The 18044-nt window shown below is 57.8% G+C and carries 14 protein-coding genes, 2 tRNA genes and 2 pseudogenes; 1 reads left to right on the plus strand and 17 read right to left on the minus strand.

The window, feature by feature from the left end:
• Positions 1 to 178 precede the first annotated feature (178 nt).
• The 13 genes and pseudogenes from truB to rlmE all read right to left on the minus strand — a co-directional run bounded on the left by truB (position 179) and on the right by rlmE (position 12359).
• Entirely contained in the window at positions 179 to 1096 is a 918-nt protein-coding gene (gene truB, locus AC1DLB_RS12915) for a tRNA pseudouridine(55) synthase TruB (protein WP_007933551.1), read from the minus strand.
• Positions 1097 to 1099: 3 nt separating this feature from the next.
• On the minus strand, positions 1100 to 1501 hold the full coding sequence (rbfA, locus tag AC1DLB_RS12920; protein WP_007900467.1) for a 30S ribosome-binding factor RbfA: 402 nt from the start codon (positions 1499 to 1501) through the stop codon (positions 1100 to 1102).
• Between the two features lie 159 nt (positions 1502 to 1660).
• Positions 1661 to 4004, minus strand: a pseudogene (gene infB, locus AC1DLB_RS12925) (translation initiation factor IF-2).
• Between the two features lie 27 nt (positions 4005 to 4031).
• Entirely contained in the window at positions 4032 to 5513 is a 1482-nt protein-coding gene (nusA, locus tag AC1DLB_RS12930) for a transcription termination factor NusA (RefSeq protein ID WP_477785085.1), read from the minus strand.
• Between the two features lie 47 nt (positions 5514 to 5560).
• The gene (rimP, locus tag AC1DLB_RS12935) at positions 5561 to 6019 is read right to left on the minus strand and encodes a ribosome maturation factor RimP (protein WP_007973115.1); all 459 of its coding nucleotides are present in this window, start codon (positions 6017 to 6019) and stop codon (positions 5561 to 5563) included.
• A 138-nt stretch (positions 6020 to 6157) separates the two neighbouring features.
• Positions 6158 to 6234 (minus strand) — tRNA-Met (locus tag AC1DLB_RS12940).
• A gap of 96 nt (positions 6235 to 6330) precedes the next feature.
• Positions 6331 to 6416 (minus strand) — tRNA-Leu (locus AC1DLB_RS12945).
• A 22-nt stretch (positions 6417 to 6438) separates the two neighbouring features.
• Positions 6439 to 6822, minus strand: coding sequence for a preprotein translocase subunit SecG (gene secG, locus AC1DLB_RS12950; protein ID WP_477744048.1), 384 nt, complete (start codon positions 6820 to 6822; stop codon positions 6439 to 6441).
• Positions 6823 to 6826: 4 nt separating this feature from the next.
• Positions 6827 to 7582 (minus strand): triose-phosphate isomerase, encoded by a 756-nt coding sequence (gene tpiA / locus AC1DLB_RS12955; RefSeq protein WP_007933541.1) that lies wholly within the window; start codon positions 7580 to 7582, stop codon positions 6827 to 6829.
• 66 nt (positions 7583 to 7648) lie between these two features.
• Positions 7649 to 8740: a phosphoglucosamine mutase gene (gene glmM, locus AC1DLB_RS12960; RefSeq protein ID WP_477785086.1), complete on the minus strand. Its 1092-nt coding sequence runs from the start codon at positions 8738 to 8740 to the stop codon at positions 7649 to 7651.
• A 16-nt stretch (positions 8741 to 8756) separates the two neighbouring features.
• Positions 8757 to 9608, minus strand: a complete 852-nt coding sequence (gene folP / locus AC1DLB_RS12965) for a dihydropteroate synthase (RefSeq protein WP_019582454.1) — start codon at positions 9606 to 9608, stop codon at positions 8757 to 8759.
• Positions 9609 to 9616: 8 nt separating this feature from the next.
• Entirely contained in the window at positions 9617 to 11527 is a 1911-nt protein-coding gene (ftsH, locus tag AC1DLB_RS12970) for an ATP-dependent zinc metalloprotease FtsH (protein WP_018929483.1), read from the minus strand.
• Between the two features lie 202 nt (positions 11528 to 11729).
• Positions 11730 to 12359, minus strand: a complete 630-nt coding sequence (rlmE, locus tag AC1DLB_RS12975) for a 23S rRNA (uridine(2552)-2'-O)-methyltransferase RlmE (RefSeq protein WP_007933535.1) — start codon at positions 12357 to 12359, stop codon at positions 11730 to 11732.
• Positions 12360 to 12460: 101 nt separating this feature from the next.
• Between rlmE and AC1DLB_RS12980 the strand changes: the two genes are divergently transcribed.
• Complete coding sequence (locus AC1DLB_RS12980; protein ID WP_007900503.1) at positions 12461 to 12769, plus strand: YhbY family RNA-binding protein; 309 nt, start codon at positions 12461 to 12463, stop codon at positions 12767 to 12769.
• Positions 12770 to 12778: 9 nt separating this feature from the next.
• Here AC1DLB_RS12980 and AC1DLB_RS12985 read toward each other — a convergent pair whose 3' ends face one another.
• The 4 genes and pseudogenes from AC1DLB_RS12985 to carA all read right to left on the minus strand — a co-directional run bounded on the left by AC1DLB_RS12985 (position 12779) and on the right by carA (position 18015).
• Positions 12779 to 13183: an MFS transporter gene (locus AC1DLB_RS12985; protein ID WP_477785087.1), complete on the minus strand. Its 405-nt coding sequence runs from the start codon at positions 13181 to 13183 to the stop codon at positions 12779 to 12781.
• 28 nt (positions 13184 to 13211) lie between these two features.
• Positions 13212 to 13688, minus strand: a complete 477-nt coding sequence (gene greA / locus AC1DLB_RS12990) for a transcription elongation factor GreA (RefSeq protein ID WP_018929481.1) — start codon at positions 13686 to 13688, stop codon at positions 13212 to 13214.
• A pseudogene (gene carB / locus AC1DLB_RS12995) lies at positions 13685 to 16761 on the minus strand (carbamoyl-phosphate synthase large subunit). Before carB ends, greA begins: the two are co-directional and overlap by 4 nt.
• A 117-nt stretch (positions 16762 to 16878) precedes the next feature.
• Positions 16879 to 18015 (minus strand): glutamine-hydrolyzing carbamoyl-phosphate synthase small subunit, encoded by a 1137-nt coding sequence (gene carA, locus AC1DLB_RS13000; RefSeq protein WP_018929479.1) that lies wholly within the window; start codon positions 18013 to 18015, stop codon positions 16879 to 16881.
• Between the last annotated feature and the right edge of the window lie 29 nt (positions 18016 to 18044).

Here is an 18044-nt window from a genome sequence, read left to right on the forward strand (position 1 = left end):
CACCAACAGCTTGCTGGTAGTCAGCTACGATTTGAGCTTTTTCTTGAACGTCGAGAGCCATGAGGCAATCCTTTTATCAGGAAACCGTTTCAGAAAAACAGTTTCAACAGGCCAGGGACAAATCCCTGTATCTAAAAATGAGTAGTGACCGTGCCTGTTAACAGCCACCCTCGTTCGGTCATTCTGACCGAATCAGTCGACGTGGCGCGATGCGCCCGTCTTCGCTCACTTCACCGATACCGATGAAGCGACCATTGTGATCCTGTACCCGTACCATGCCAAATTTCGGTGCATCCGGGGCACGTACCGGCTGGCCGTTGAGCCAGTAGAACGCGCTCGCTTCCGAGAACTGCAACAGTGGCCAATCCAGCAGGCCGCTGTCCGATGGCATCAGGAAGCGGTCGACCGCTTCGTTGCCGCCTTCGGCATGTACCGCTTCCAGCTCTTCCAGAGTGACGGTCTGTGCAAGCGTGAAAGGCCCGGCCTGGGTACGTCGCAATTCAGCCACGTAAGCGCCACAACCGAGTTGCTCACCGATATCCTCCACCAGGGTACGGATATAGGTGCCTTTGCTGCAATCCACCGCAAGCCGCGCAGTATCACCCTCAAAGGCCAGTAATTCCAAGCGCGCAATAGTAACAGAACGCGGTTCGCGCTCCACTACTTCACCTGCACGGGCCAGCTTGTACAGCGGCTGCCCATCGCGCTTGAGTGCCGAGTACATCGGCGGTATCTGACTGATTTGCCCACGAAATTTCGGCAACACAGCTTCGATATCGGCACGACCAACGGTCACCGGACGTTCCAGCAAAACCTCACCTTCGGCATCCGCCGTGGTGGTGGTCTTGCCCAGTTGCGCCAGGGTTTCATAACCTTTGTCGGAATCGAGCAGGTATTGCGAGAACTTGGTGGCCTCGCCGAAGCACAACGGCAACACGCCAGTGGCCAGCGGATCGAGACTGCCGGTATGCCCGGCCTTCTCGGCATTGAGCAACCAGCGGACCTTCTGCAACGCCGCGTTGGAAGTGAACCCCAACGGCTTGTCGAGCAGGATGATACCGCTGACGTTACGACGGATACGTTTGACCTGAGCCACCGATTACTCCTTGGCGTCTTCGGGTTCAGCCGCTACCGGGTGCTGATTGTCTTCAGCCACCGCGCGTTCGATCAGGGCCGACAGGTGCGCACCACGCACGACACTTTCGTCGTAATGGAAGTGCAACTGTGGAACGCTGCGCAATTTCATCTCGCGAGCCAACTGCATGCGCAGGAAACCGGCGGCGGAGTTGAGCACCTTGATGCTTTGCGCGATATCGTCGCGGCTGTCCTGCCCCATCACGGTGATGAAGATCTTGGCGTGACCGACATCACGGCTGACTTCAACAGCGGTAATGGTGACCAGCCCGACGCGCGGGTCTTTGACTTCACGACGGATCAGCTGTGCCAGCTCACGCTGCATCTGATCGCCGATACGTTGGGTACGGCTATATTCTTTTGCCATGTCTTGTTACCTGTTACTGCCCCACGGTGAAACCCGAAGGGTCTGAAAGCGGCAAACGCCCGGCCTGACAAAAGCCAGACCGGGCGTTGCGTTTAGAGTCCGACTGATGCACCGCGCAATTGCATGCGGCTGGCCATCACGGCTCTTGAAGTGCGCGAGTTAGAGGCTGCGAGCAACCTGAACCTTCTCGAAGACTTCGATCTTGTCACCGACTTTGACGTCGTTGTAGCTCTTCACGCCGATACCGCATTCCATGCCGGCACGTACTTCGGAAGCGTCATCCTTGAAGCGGCGCAGGGATTCCAGCTCGCCTTCGAAGATAACGATGTCTTCACGCAGTACACGGATTGGACGGTTACGGTGAACAACACCTTCGATAACCATGCAACCGGCGATCGCGCCAAACTTCGGCGAACGGAACACGTCACGCACTTCAGCGGTACCCAGGATGTTCTCGCGAACATCGCTGCCCAGCATACCGGTAAGAGCTTTCTTGACGTCTTCGATGATGTCATAGATCACGTTGTAGTAACGCATATCCAGACCTTCCTGCTCGACGATCTTGCGAGCGCCGGCATCGGCACGCACGTTGAAGCCGAACAGTACAGCGTTGGAGGCCAGTGCCAGGTTGGCGTCGGATTCGGTGATACCACCGACACCGCCACCGACCACACGCACTTGCACTTCGTCGTTACCCAGGCCATTCAAGGCACCGTTCAACGCTTCCAGCGAACCACGGACGTCGGATTTGAGGACGATGTTGAGCGTCTTCTTCTCTTCCTGACCCATGTTCTCGAAGATGTTTTCAAGCTTGCCGGCGTGAGCACGGGCCAGTTTGACTTCGCGGAACTTGCCTTGACGGAACAGAGCCACTTCACGGGCTTTCTTCTCGTCAGCAACTACGCTCATCTCGTCGCCAGCGTCCGGAGTACCGTCCAGGCCGAGGATCTCGACAGGGATGGAAGGACCGGCTTCCTTGATTGGCTTGCCGTTCTCGTCGAGCATGGCGCGAACGCGGCCATAGTTCGAACCGACCAGCACCATGTCGCCCTGGCGCAGGGTACCGTCTTGAACCAGAACGGTTGCAACCGGGCCACGACCTTTGTCGAGACGCGATTCAACCACAACACCACGACCAGGGGCCGATGGGGTTGCTTTCAGTTCGAGAACTTCAGCTTGCAGCAGAACAGCTTCGAGCAACTCGTCCACGCCGGTACCGACTTTCGCCGAAACCGATACGAACGGGGTGTCGCCGCCCCACTCTTCCGAAGTCACGCCGTGAACCGACAATTCGCTACGGATGCGATCGAGATCGGCGCCCGGCTTGTCGATTTTGTTCACTGCAACAACCAGAGGTACGCCAGCCGCCTGAGCGTGCTGAACAGCTTCAACGGTCTGCGGCATTACGCCGTCGTCCGCTGCAACCACCAGGATCACGATGTCGGTCGCCTTGGCACCACGGGCACGCATGGCGGTAAACGCGGCGTGACCAGGGGTGTCGAGGAAGGTGACCATGCCGCGTTCGGTTTCAACGTGGTACGCACCGATGTGCTGGGTGATACCACCGGCTTCGCCAGCAGCTACCTTGGCACGACGGATGTAGTCGAGCAGCGAGGTCTTACCGTGGTCAACGTGACCCATTACGGTCACAACCGGTGCACGGGAGAACGTCTCACCTTCAAACTTCAGGGACTCGGCCAGGGAATCTTCCAGGGCGGTGTCGCTGACCAGGGTCACTTGTTGGGCTCTGGAAACCGTGGGCGTTGCGTTTCTTCAGCTTGGCCTTGCCGCGACCACCACGACGGAAGCCATCGCTTTCTTCGTCGGTAGTACGTGGGGCAACGCGTGGAGCAGGCGCCTTTTCCTTGACCGAAGCACGATGTGGAGCGTTTTTGCGCTCGCCATCACCACTGCCACGACGATTGCTATCGTCGGCACGTGGTTTGTCCGGACGACGCTGCTCGTCGCGCTTGCGAGTGTCGGCTGCCGGTGCAGGTGCAGCGGCCACGACCGGGGCGCTTTCACGCACAGGTTCGGCAACTGCAACAGGCGCTGCGACAGCTTCGACAGGAGCGGTTTGCGCAGCAGCAGGCTGGCGACGCGCTTCTTCTTCGGCGCGACGCTTGGCTTCTTCTTCAGCCTTCTGACGTGCAGCATTTTCTACTGCGCGACGTTCTTCCAGTTCGCGTTTGCGCTCGGCTTCGATTTCTTCCGGGCTGCGCTGCACGAAGACTTTCTTCTTGCGTACTTCAACGCTGATGCTTTTGCTGCCAGCAACACGCAGGGTGCTGGTGGTTTTACGCTGCAGCGTGATCTTGCGTGGTTCTTCCACTTTCGCCTTGTGGCTGCTTTTCAAGTGAGTCAGCAAAGATTGCTTCTCACTGTCAGTCACATGTTCTTCGGCGGCGGTGTGCGGCAGACCTGCCTCACGCATCTGCTGCAACAGGCGCTCTACCGGTGTTTTGACCTCATCGGCCAGTTGTTTCACCGTGACTTGCGTCATGCACTTCTCTCCTCAGGCCGCGCCTAATTACTCGAACCAGTGGGCTCGGGCGGCCATGATCAACTTGCCGGCACGATCATCGTCAATGCCGTCGATGTCGAGCAGGTCGTCAATAGACTGCTCGGCCAGGTCTTCGCGGGTAATTACGCCGCGCACCGCCAGTTCCATCGCCAAATCCTTGTCCATGCCCTCAAGCGAGAGCAGGTCTTCGGCCGGATGGGCGTCTGCCAGCTTTTCCTCAGTAGCGATGGCTTTGGTCAACAAACGATCCTTGGCGCGAGCGCGAAGCTCGTTGACGGTTTCTTCGTCAAAGCCGTCGATGTTGAGCATTTCTTCCAACGGTACGTAGGCAATCTCTTCCAGGCTGGTGAAACCTTCATCTACCAGCACCTGTGCCAGGTCTTCGTCGACTTCCAGCTCGTCGATAAAGTTGCGCAGGATGTCGCCAGTTTCTGCTTGTTGCTTAGCCTGGATGTCCGATTCGGTCATCACGTTCAGGGTCCAGCCAGTCAACTGGCTAGCCAGACGCACGTTCTGACCACCGCGACCGATGGCCTGAGCCAGATTGTCTGCGCCAACGGCGATGTCCATTGCGTGGGCATCTTCGTCAACGATAATTGCCGCCACTTCAGCCGGCGACATTGCATTGATCACGAACTGAGCAGGGTTATCGTCCCACAGGACGATGTCCACACGCTCACCGCCCAACTCGCCGGACACTGCCTGGACGCGCGAACCGCGCATACCGATGCAAGCGCCTTGCGGATCGATGCGTTTGTCTTTGGAGCGGACCGCGATCTTGGCACGCGAACCCGGGTCACGGGATGCAGCCATTACTTCGATCAGGCCTTCAGCGATTTCCGGCACTTCGATGCGGAACAACTCGATCAGCATTTCCGGCGCGGTACGCGACAGGATCAGCTGCGGGCCGCGGTTCTCGGTGCGGATTTCCTTGAGCAGCGCACGCAGACGCACGCCAACCCGGAAGGTTTCGCGAGAGATGATGTCTTCACGGGCCAGCAACGCTTCTGCGTTATTGCCCAGGTCGACGATCACATTGTCGCGGGTGACTTTCTTCACGGTGCCGGAGATGATTTCCCCCAGACGCTCGCGATAGGCATCAACGACTTGAGCACGCTCGGCTTCGCGAACTTTCTGCACGATGACTTGCTTGGCAGTCTGTGCAGCAATGCGGCCGAACTCGATGGATTCGATTTTTTCTTCGACAACGTCACCGACCTTGGCGCCAGGATGCGTTTGCGCAACCTTGCTTGGCCAGGTTTCGATAGCCGGATCGTCCAGGTCTGCTTCTTCGACGACCGTCCAGCGACGGWATGTCTCATAAGCACCGGTGTGGCGATTGATTTCCACACGCAGATCGACTTCGTCCTCGAAACGTTTTTTGGTAGCAGTGGCCAGAGCCAGCTCCAGCGCTTCAAAAATTACGTTTGCCGGTACGCCCTTTTCATTGGATACCGACTCAACAACCAGCAGTACTTCTTTGCTCATCGTACGCCTCGCCTTTCGCAAGCCATTGGATCCGCGGGATCCGCGTCTCAGTCAAAACTGGGAATAATGTTGGCCTTGTCGATCATATCGATCGGCAACAGGAACTCATGGTCTTCAACCTGCACCACGACGTCCTGCTCTTCTACACCGCGCAGAAGGCCCTGAAAGTTGCGTCGACCTTCAAAAGGCGAGCGCAGCTTGATCTTCACTTGTTCACCGGCAAATTTTGCAAACTGCTCAAGAGTGAACAGTGGGCGTTCCATGCCAGGCGAGGAAACTTCAAGGGTGTACTCAACGGAGATTGGATCTTCAACATCCAGCACACCGCTGATCTGGCGACTGACGATGGCACAATCGTCCACCAGCACGCCGCCTTCTTTATCGATATAAACGCGCAACATTGAGTGGCGACCTTGAGCCGAAAACTCAATACCCCAGCATTCATAGCCTAGGGCCACGACCACCGGGGCCAGCAAGGCCTGCAACTCTTCTAGCTTGCTCGACACCTGAACCCCCTCGTGCATGTATGTGCATGCTATGCAAAATAAAAAAATGGGCGAAACGCCCATCCTTGAAACGCCGCCGAATAGCGGCGTTGAAAGTGTCCAGCTAACAAAAAGCCCCTGAAAAGGGGCTCCTTAAACTGGTTGCGGGGGCCGGATTTGAACCGACGACCTTCGGGTTATGAGCCCGACGAGCTACCAGRCTGCTCCACCCCGCGACAAAGCTGGGGCGGAAGTATACGACCGATCCCTGACAGGGTCAATGTAACCTTCCACCTACAAGAAAGCCCGCAACAGCGGGCTCTCCTGATAATTGGTACCGAGAAGGGGACTCGAACCCCTACACCCTATGGGCACAACCACCTCAAGGTTGCGTGTCTACCAATTCCACCACCTCGGCAATACTACGTTTGAAACTCTTCTTACTTCTGCTCTTGAGCTGGAGGCACGCCAGTCGCTGGAGTAGCCGACTTTTGCTCTTGAAGCACCGGGACATCATCAGAAGCCGGTTTTTGCTTTGGAACTTCCAACACTGCTGGGTTTGGCAAACCTACTTGAGTCAGCTGGTGAGCTTTCTCTTTAGCAAAGTAACCTAACCCCAAGCTGGTCATGAAGAAACCGGCGGCAAGTATAGCAGTAAACTTACTAAGAAAGGTAGAGGTACCTTGGCTTCCGAACACAGTATTTGAAGCACCTGCTCCGAAAGATGCACCAGCGTCCGCACCTTTACCCTGCTGCAGCAATACCAGAGCAACTACGCCCAACGCACCCAGCAGATGAAAAACGACTACGACTGTTTCCAGCATTTTTTCAGTTTCCCGCGGCGCGACAAATCGCACCGAACTCATCTGCATTCAGGGAAGCCCCACCAATGAGCCCCCCATCGATATCCGGCATGCCGAACAGTTCGGCCGCATTGGCCGCCTTCACGCTGCCGCCGTATAGAAGCCGCACACCTTGTGCGACTTCAGAATTCTCTGCCGCCAACTGGGCGCGAATGGCTGCATGCACATCCTGCGCCTGTTGCGGCGAAGCAGTCAGCCCGGTACCAATGGCCCAGACCGGCTCGTAAGCGATTACTGCCTTTGCAAAAGCACCAACACCCAGCTCCTCGATGATGCTGCCCAGCTGACGCCCGACAACCTCAAGAGTTTTTCCAGCTTCGCGCTGCTCGAGGGTTTCCCCTACACACAACACCGGAATCAAGCCACATGCCTGTGCTGCCGCAAATTTGCGATTCAGCGTCCCGTCGAGCTCGCCCATTATCTGGCGGCGCTCAGAGTGCCCGACAAGCACCAGGGAACAACCTGCATCCACCAACTGACTCGGTGAAATTTCACCTGTCAACGCACCCTGCCCGGATTCAATCGCAGAGTTCTGCGCGCCGACCGAAATCGACTTCCCTTGCAAACCATCAATCACTTGATTGATATACAAGCAAGGCGGGAACACCGCGACATCAACACCGCTCGGCAAGGCCAGATGACGAAGGCCGTCGATCAGCTCAGCGACGCTGGCGCGGGTACCGTGCATCTTCCAGTTACCAGCTACCATAGGGCGACGCATGCTGTACCTCGTCGGTCAAAGTGGGCGCAGATGTTACCCAACACAATCATGGCTGGCAAGCCGAAATCAGGCAGAAACTTCAGTTACCAGTTTTGCCAGCTCTTCGGCGTAATCGCGAACCTGCGTTTCGTCCTCGCCTTCGACCATGACACGCACCAGCGGCTCTGTCCCGGACTTGCGCAACAACACGCGCCCGCGGCCCGCCATCGCTTGAGTGACACGATCACTGGCCTCCTTGACGGTAACGTTGGCCCGCACAAAAGGAATCGCCAGATCCGCCAGGGCCAACTCCAGCCCCAGGTTACTCATCAGCGTACCGACCACACCGCCCTGCAACTTGCCACGCTCTTGCAGATCGCGAGCGATGATGAACAGCAGCTCGTCACCATCGACGACAGCACCGGTGTGATCAACCATCTGCACCCGATCACCGTCACCGTCGAAGGCGATACCCAAATCGGCGCGCTCGGCCAGCACGGCCGCTTGCAGCGGCGCCATATGGGTCGAACCGCAATTATCATTGATGTTCAGGCCGTTGGGATGAGCAGAAAGCACAACGACATCAGCCCCCAACTCACGGAACACGCTAGGCGCCACTTTATAAGTCGCGCCGTGAGCACAATCGAGCACGATCTTCAGGCCGGCAAAACTGGTGCCGGTGGGAACGCTACTCTTGCAGAATTCGATATAACGGCCCGAGGCATCGTTGATTCGCGACACTTTGCCGATCTTGCTCGACTCAACCACGGTCATCGGGGTGTCCAGCAGCTCTTCGATCATCAGCTCGACTTCATCCGGGAGCTTGGTGCCCTTACCAGAGAAAAACTTGATACCGTTGTCGTCATGAGGGTTATGCGAAGCGCTGATCACGATGCCGGCTTCGGCGTGAAAGGTCCGCGTCAAATAGGCGATGGCCGGAGTCGGCATTGGCCCCAACAGCATCACATCAGCACCGGCCGAGGTCAGCCCAGCCTCAAGCGCCGACTCGAACATGTAACCGGAGATACGGGTGTCCTTGCCCACGAGCACCTTGCAGGCGCCCATGCTGCGAAATGCCATGCCTGCCGCCCAGCCAAGCTTGAGCATGAAATCAGGAGTGATAGGGTATTGACCGACCCGACCACGAATGCCGTCGGTGCCAAAGTATTTCTTACTCATAAGTACTCCATCTTTCTTATTCAGCTGATTCTACGGCGGCAATCATCCGCACCACGTCGACCGTTTCCGCTACATCATGGACGCGCAATATACGCGCACCTTTGACCGAAGCCAGCGCCGCAAGTGCCAGACCACCATGCAGACGCTCTCCCACAGGTCGATTCAAGGCCTGGCCGATCATGCTCTTTCGCGAAACACCGACCAACAGAGGCCGCCCCAAAGCATGCAGGGCCTCCATATGCTTAAACAAACTTAGATTGTGCTGCAGGGTTTTCGCGAAGCCGAAGCCCGGATCAAGAATGATCCGCTCAGCAGGGATACCTACCGAGGCACACTGAACCATGCGCTCGGCAAGAAACTCGCCGACCTCTTTCGTAACATCCTGGTACTGAGGGTTGTCCTGCATGTCGCCCGGCTCGCCGAGCATATGCATCAGGCACACCGGCAAACCGGTGGCCGCCGCTGCATCCAGAGCACCATCTCGACGCAACGAGCGTACGTCATTGATCAACCCCGCCCCCAGCCTTGCGGTTTCACGCATGACGGCAGGCGTGGAGGTATCGACCGAGATAATCACATCCAGTTCGCGACTGATGCGCTCAACGATAGGCGCTACGCGCTCTAGCTCTTCAAGCGGCGAAACGGCCCTGGCACCGGGCCGGGTCGATTCACCACCGACGTCGATCAGCGTCGCACCGGCCGCCACCATCGCCTCGGCGTGGCGCAGGGCCGCGTCCAGCTGGCTGTATCGGCCGCCATCGGAAAAGGAATCGGGAGTGACATTGAGAATGCCCATGACATGCGTCTGGGCCAAATCAAGAACCCGGTTGCCGCAAGGCAACCGGGTCGAGGACTGAACAGAAGTCATTTCAAACCTTAAACGTCAGCAGCCGGGCCGCCGATAGGTGTTTCCGGACGCCCATCCTGCACCACCGGAGGCGTGCCGGAAGTGTCGTTGCCGCCAGACCAGTCGCGAGGTTCGCGAGGCGTACGACCCGCCATGATGTCATCGATCTGATCGGCATCGATCGTCTCGTACTTCATCAGGGCATCCGCCATCGCATCAAGCTTGTCACGGTTATCCGTGAGGATCTGCTTGGCCGTGCCGTAGCACTGGTCAATGATGCTGCGCACTTCGGAGTCGATCAGCTTGGCCGTCTCGCCAGAGAAACTGGCATGCTGACCACCGCCGCCACGACCGAGGAACACTTCGCCCTCTTCTTCGGCGTACATCAATGGACCGAGTTTTTCCGACAACCCCCACTTGGTCACCATGTTTCGTGCTATCTGGCTGGCACGCATGATGTCGTTGGACGCACCGGTGGTGACGCCATCGAAGCCCAGGGTCATCTCTTCAGCGATACGACCGCCGTACAGCGAGCAGATCTGGCTGATCAGTGCACGCTTGGACAGGCTGTAGCGATCTTCTTCCGGCAGGAACATGGTCACACCAAGTGCGCGACCGCGCGGAATGATCGACACTTTGTAGACCGGGTCATGCTCAGGCACGACGCGACCGACGATAGCGTGGCCGGCTTCGTGATAAGCAGTGTTCTGCTTTTCTTTCTCGGACATGACCATGGATTTGCGCTCGGCACCCATCATGATCTTGTCTTTGGCCAGTTCGAACTCTTTCATCTCGACGATGCGCTTGCCGGCACGAGCCGCAAACAACGAAGCCTCGTTCACCAGGTTGGCCAGGTCGGCACCGGAGAAACCAGGAGTACCACGAGCGATCACGGCCGGAGCGACGTCGTCACCCATCGGCACTTTGCGCATGTGGACCTTGAGAATCTGCTCGCGACCACGGATGTCCGGCAGGCCAACCACGACTTGACGGTCGAAGCGGCCCGGACGCAGCAACGCAGGGTCCAGTACGTCCGGACGGTTGGTCGCGGCGATGACGATGATGCCGTCATTCATTTCGAAGCCGTCCATCTCTACCAGCAACTGGTTGAGGGTCTGCTCGCGCTCATCGTGACCACCACCCATGCCGGCACCACGGTGRCGACCGACGGCGTCGATTTCATCGATGAAGATGATGCATGGCGCATGCTTCTTCGCCTGCTCGAACATGTCACGGACACGGCTGGCACCGACGCCGACGAACATTTCGACGAAATCGGAACCGGAAATAGTAAAGAACGGTACTTTGGCTTCGCCGGCAATCGCCTTGGCCAGCAAGGTTTTACCGGTACCCGGAGGACCAACCATCAGCACGCCGCGAGGAATGCGACCGCCCAGGCGCTGGAACTTGCCCGGATCACGCAGGAACTCGACCAGCTCGCCGACTTCTTCCTTGGCTTCGTCACAACCTGCAACGTCAGCCAAGGTGGTTTTCACCTGATCTTCGGAGAGCAGGCGCGCCTTGCTCTTGCCGAAACTCATCGGCCCACCCTTGCCACCGGCACCGCCYTGCATCTGCCGCATGAAGAACATGAAGACGGCGATGATCACCAGGATCGGGAAGCTTGCGACCAGGAGTTGAGTCCAGATACTTTGCTGCTCAGGTTGCTTGCCTTCGACCACAACGTGGTTATCCACGAGGTCGCCGATCAGACCGTTGTCCTGGATTGCCGGACGGATGGTCTTGAAGCTGTCGCCATCGTTGCGCTTGCCTGTAATCACGTAGCCATCAACCGCTACGCGCTCGACCTTGCCATCCTTGACCTGCTGGATGAAGTCGGAATAGTTGAGGGTCTGCGGCTCGTTAGGGCTGGAGAAGTTGTTCATCACCGTCACCAGGACAGCTGCGATGATCAACCACAGGATCAGATTCTTTGCCATATCGTTCAATTAACTACCCTCTGAAGCAAGCTCCGCTAATGGCGCGCGCTTCGCATGATATTCACCGGCCTAACTTACTACATTACCTACGGCTCTGGCAGGCGCCGTCTGTAACCCTTTGTGAAACACTTTCTACACAATATTCGCTAATGCACGCGGGGCGAAATATGAAAAACCTATCACCCCGCCAAAAAACCTCGTTTTACTCACTACGCCCGCGGTAACCCCAAGCCAACATGTATTGCTCGCGGGAACTGTCACGGGAAGAGTCTGGCTTGATCATCTGGATCTTGTCGAATTTCCGACGAGCATCCTTCAGGTAAACATCAAACCCTTCGCCCTGAAAAATCTTGATCACAAAATTACCACCCGGCTTGAGTATCCGTTCCGCCAAATCAAGCGCCAGCTCGCAAAGAAACATGGCTTTTGGCATGTCCACTTCAGGCGTACCACTCATATTGGGGGCCATATCGGAAATCACAAGGTCCACCTGCGAATTACCCACAGCTTCAAGGATCCGCGTGAGCACTTCGTCCTCGGTGAAGTCCCCCTGAATGAAAGTCACGTCCGGAATGCTGTCCATTTCCAGAATGTCCGAGGCGATCAGTCGCCCCTGACCACCAATCAGACGACTAGTCACCTGCGACCATCCGCCGGGCGCCGCACCCAGGTCGACAACACTCATGCCGGGACGGATCAGCTTGTATTTCTCCTGGACCTCCAGAAGTTTGTAACTCGCACGCGAGCGGTAGCCATCCTTTTGCGCCTGCTTCACATAGGGATCGTTGACATGTCTTTTCAGCCAACCAAGGCTTGTCTTGGAACGCGCCATTGGGCACCTCGATGATAAGGGTCGTGATTAATTGGGCGGATCCACGAGCCCTCGGGTAAAATGGCCGCCATTTTACAGAATCCAGACGAAAGGGTCAGATTATGCCGCTCACTCAAGAGCAGAAGAAACAGTACAAGTCCATTGGCCACCATCTGAAACCAGTTTTGATTGTGGCTGACAACGGCTTGACTGAAGGTGTGTTAGCCGAACTTGAACGCGCTTTGGCGGATCACGAGCTGATCAAAATCAAGCTCAACATCCTCGATCGCGAATCGCGCCTGGCAGCCATTGCAGAACTCTGCAAGGCCGGCAAAGCCGATCTGGTTCAGGTCATCGGCAAGATGGCACTGATTTATCGCAAGAACTTCAGCGTCAACAAGCAGTTGTCGAACGTCCATCGCTTCAAGTGATGGCAAGGGTCAAGGGTGTGCTTCGCGCACCCTGACACTCCACCCAGGCACCGGCTGCATCACCAGCACCAGCCCGGAAAACCCCAGGACAAGATAKCTGAACAACTGCCAATGCAGCGCCTGCGGCCAACCGAAGCGTACTGCGAAATACATCGCGCACCCATACAGCGCCATCAGCAGCAGTTGCCCGCGAATATCCCGCCATAGACTGGCAAGACCCTCGGCCTGTACCAGCACCAAAGCCTGAAAAATCACACCCGCTGTGGCGAATCCCACCATCAGCGTATTCAGCGCACCTGCAATTTCGTCGATCAGCAGCGGCGCCAGGCCTATTTGCCCCAGCACCGGCAGCAGACCGATGTGCAACAACCACAAGCCGCCAACCCAGAGCATCTGGGTCAGCTGCCAAAGCATGGCACCCGCACGTAGCGGGCGCCTTCTTTCAGATGTGGCGAACTTCGACAATCTCATACTCGATAACGCCACCCGGCGTTTTGACCGCCACCACATCACCCTCTTCCTTGGCGATCAAGGCACGGGCGATCGGCGAACCGACGGAGATCTTGCCGAGCTTGATGTCTGCTTCATCCTCACCAACGATCTGGTAAGTCACGCTTTCATCGGTCTCGACATTGGCGATTTCGACGGTGGTGCCGAAAATCACCTTGCCGGTGTGCTCGATGGTCGTTACGTCGATGACCACAGCGTTTTGCATGCGGCCTTCAATGTCACGAATCCGCGCCTCGACCATCCCCTGCTGCTCGCGAGCAGCGTGGTATTCGGCGTTTTCCTTCAAGTCACCCAACTCGCGGGCCGTACCGATGTCCTGACTGAGTTTCGGACGAACGACCTTGGTCAGATGAGCGTGTTCTTCTTCCAGGGCTTTAGCGCCCTTGACGGTCATTGGGTATTTGATCATGCCTTCAATCCTGCGTGTAGATCCTGCAAGCGGCGCACGGTCTTCTCAGGACCGAACTTCAACGCTTCGCAGATAGCTTCGCCAGCAGCAATAGTAGTGGTGCAGTAGATCTTGTGCTGCAAGGCATTACGACGAATGGAGTAGGAATCAGCGATCGACTGACGACCTTCGGTGGTGTTGATGATCAGAGTGACTTCGTCATTCTTGATCATGTCGACCACGTGCGGACGACCCTCGGTCACCTTGTTCACACGACGCACTTTCAGGCCTGCAGCTTCGATCAGCTTGGCAGTACCGGCAGTGGCGACCACTTCGAAGCCCAAGTTGATCAGATCACGGGCCACGCCTGCAACCAGCGGCTTGTCATCGTCGCGCACGCTGATGAACGCGGTACCACCGGTTGGCAGCACTTCACTGGCGCCCATCTGAGCCTTGGCAAAGGCTTCGCCGAAGGTGTCGCCCACGCCCATCACTTCACCGGTGGACTTCATCTCTGGGCCCAGGATCGGGTCCACGCCAGGGAATTTGGCGAATGGGAACACCGCCTCTTTCACGCTGTAGAAGTTCGGAATGATTTCTTTGGTGAAGCCGATTTCCTTCAGGGTTTTACCGGCCATCACGCGAGCCGCGACCATCGCCAGGGACACACCGATGCACTTGGAGACGAACGGTACGGTACGGGATGCGCGCGGGTTGACTTCGATGACGTAGATGTCTTCGCCTTGCAGCGCCAACTRAACGTTCATCAGGCCGACCACGCCCAGTTCCAGGGCCATTTTCTTGACCTGTTCGCGCATCTCGTCCTGGATATGTGCAGGCAGCGAATACGGCGGCAGGGAGCACGCGGAGTCACCGGAGTGAACGCCGGCCTGCTCAATGTGCTGCATGATCGCGCCGATCACCACGTCGGTGCCGTCGCAGACCGCATCCACGTCCATTTCGATCGCGCAGTTGAGGAAGTGGTCCAGCAGCACCGGGCTGTCGTTGGACACTTGAACCGCTTCACGCAGGTAGCGCTTGAGTTCTTCCTCTTCGTAAACGATTTCCATCGCACGCCCGCCCAGTACGTAGGACGGACGAACCACCAGCGGGTAACCGATTTTGGCGGCAGCACGAATCGCTTCATCTTCGCTGCGCACGGTGGCGTTAGGCGGCTGACGCAGGTTCAGACGCTCAACCATCTGCTGGAAGCGCTCACGGTCTTCGGCGCGGTCGATGGCGTCAGGACTGGTGCCGATGATCGGCACGCCGGCGGCTTCCAGGGCACGGGCCAGTTTCAGCGGGGTCTGACCGCCGTACTGAACGATCACGCCTTTTGGCTTCTCGACGCGGACGATTTCCAGCACGTCTTCCAGGGTCACTGGTTCGAAGTACAGACGATCGGAGGTGTCGTAGTCGGTGGAAACGGTTTCCGGGTTGCAGTTGACCATGATGGTCTCGTACCCGTCATCGCGCAGGGCCAGTGCTGCGTGTACGCAGCAATAGTCGAACTCGATGCCCTGGCCGATGCGGTTTGGACCGCCACCCAGGATCATGATCTTGTCACGGCCCGACGGCGCAGCTTCGCACTCTTCCTCGTAAGTCGAGTACAGGTACGCGGTGTCGGTGGCGAACTCGGCGGCGCAGGTGTCGACGCGCTTGTAGACCGGGAACACTTCCAGCTTGTGACGATGGGTACGCAGGTTCTTCTCGGTGACGCCCAGCAGCTTGGCCAGACGTTGATCGGAGAAGCCTTTACGCTTGAGGCGGAACATCAGGTCGCGGTCGATAGCGGACAGACCCAGGGTCTTGACCTTCTCTTCTTCCTTGATCAGATCTTCGATCTGCACCAGGAACCACGGGTCGATCATGTTCATGCCGAAGATGTCTTCGACCGACAGGCCCGCGCGGAACGCGTCAGCCACGTACCAGATACGCTCGGCACCCGGCACGGTCAGTTCGCGCTTGAGGATGCTCATGCTTTCCGGGTTGCTCAGGTCGAGCTTCTCGTCCAGGCCGCAAACACCCACTTCCAGACCGCGCAGAGCTTTCTGCAGGGATTCCTGGAAGGTCCGGCCGATGGCCATGACCTCACCGACCGACTTCATTTGAGTGGTCAGGCGTGCGTCGGCTTTCGGGAATTTCTCGAAGGCRAAGCGYGGCAGYTTGGTGACGACGTAGTCGATSGACGGCTCGAAGGACGCCGGGGTCTTGCCGCCGGTGATGTCGTTCGACAGTTCGTCGAGGGTGTAACCGACGGCCAGTTTCGCCGCGACCTTGGCGATCGGGAAACCGGTGGCTTTCGATGCCAGGGCCGAGGAACGGGATACCCGCGGGTTCATCTCGATGACCACCATGCGACCAGTGTTCGGGCAGATGCCGAACTGGACGTTGGAGCCGCCGGTTTCCACGCCGATCTCGCGCAGTACCGCCAGAGAGGCGTTACGCAGGATCTGGTATTCCTTGTCGGTCAGGGTCTGTGCGGGTGCAACCGTGATCGAGTCACCGGTGTGCACGCCCATCGGGTCGAAGTTTTCGATGGAGCAGACGATGATGCAGTTGTCCTTTTTATCGCGGACAACTTCCATCTCGTATTCTTTGGGAAGCCCAGACGATCGAGAACCGCATTGGCCTCTTCCATGCTATGGGCGATACCCGAACGCGGGCAGTCCAGACCGATGGATTTCATCGCCTTATCAAAGCGCGAACGGTCTTCAGCCTTGTCGATGGTGTCAGCGTTGGCGCCGATCATCTCTACGCCGAACTTCTCCAGAACGCCTTCGCGCTCCAGGTCCAGGGCGCAGTTCAGGGCGGTCTGGCCACCCATGGTCGGCAGCAGCGCGTCCGGACGCTCTTTCTCGATGATCTTGGCAACGGTCTGCCACTTGATCGGTTCGATGTAGGTGGCGTCGGCCATGGCCGGGTCGGTCATGATGGTCGCCGGGTTGGAGTTCACCAGGATGACGCGGTAACCCTCCTCGCGCAGGGCTTTACAGGCCTGGGCGCCGGAGTAGTCGAATTCGCAGGCCTGGCCGATCACGATCGGGCCAGCGCCGAGAATCAGGATGCTTTTAATGTCTGTACGTTTTGGCATGGGTTGTCACTCAAATCCGCAGGTCAGTCGGCAAGCCGTCTTGTTCAATCTCTGAAGCCTTGAGGGGGCCGCCGGTTTCGGGACCGCCCCCAGGCTTCGCTACATCAGGGCGAGCGATTAGCGTCGCTTGGCCATTTCGTTGATGAAGCGATCAAACAGTGGCGCTACGTCGTTCGGGCCAGGGCTGGCTTCAGGGTGACCCTGGAAGCTGAAGGCGCTCTTGTCGGTACGCTCGATGCCTTGCAGGGTGCCGTCGAAAAGCGATTTGTGGATCGCCCGAACGTTGCCTGGCAGGGTCGCTTCGTCTACCGCAAAACCGTGGTTCTGGCTGGTGATCATCACCACACCGCTGTCCAGATCCTGAACCGGGTGGTTTGCACCGTGGTGGCCGTGGCCCATTTTCAGGGTCTTGGCACCGGAGGCCAGAGCCAGCAGTTGGTGGCCGAGGCAGATACCGAATACCGGGATCTCGGTTTCCAGCACGTCTTTAATGGCCTGGATCGCGTAGTCGCATGGCTCAGGGTCACCCGGGCCGTTGGACAGGAACACGCCGTCCGGCTTCAGAGCCAGAACGTCAGCCGCGGGCGTTTGAGCTGGCACCACGGTCACGCGGCAACCGCGCTCGACCAGCATGCGCAGGATGTTCAGCTTGACGCCGTAGTCGTAGGCAACCACGTGGTATGGCAGATCGGAAGCGTCGATGGTCGCGTGGCTATCGGTCTTCAAGTCCCAGACAGTCGAGCGCCACTCGTACTTCTCTTTGGTGCTGACGACTTTCGCCAGGTCCATGCCCTTGAGACCAGGAAAACCCTGGGCAGCGGCGATGGCGGCTTCTTCGGAAATGTTGTCACCGGCCATGATGCAGCCGTTCTGCGCGCCTTTCTCACGCAGGATGCGTGTCAGGCGGCGAGTGTCGATACCGGCGATAGCCACGACATTATTGGCTTTCAGGTAGTCGGACAGAGACATCGTGTTGCGCCAGTTGCTCGCAACCAGTGGCAGGTCACGGATGACCAGGCCAGCGGACCAGACGCGATCGGACTCGGCGTCTTCCGGCGTAGTACCAGTGTTGCCGATGTGCGGGTAAGTCAGGGTAACGATCTGTTGGGCGTAGGAAGGATCGGTAAGGATTTCCTGATAGCCGGTCATTGCGGTGTTGAACACCACCTCACCAACGGTTTGTCCGTCGGCTCCAATGGCTTCGCCGCGAAAAATGCTGCCATCAGCAAGGGCGAGTATGGCTGGCTTAGTCAAGAAGACCTCCCGTAAATAAAGCCTGAAAG

This window comes from Pseudomonas sp. 05N434, from assembly GCF_056396965.1.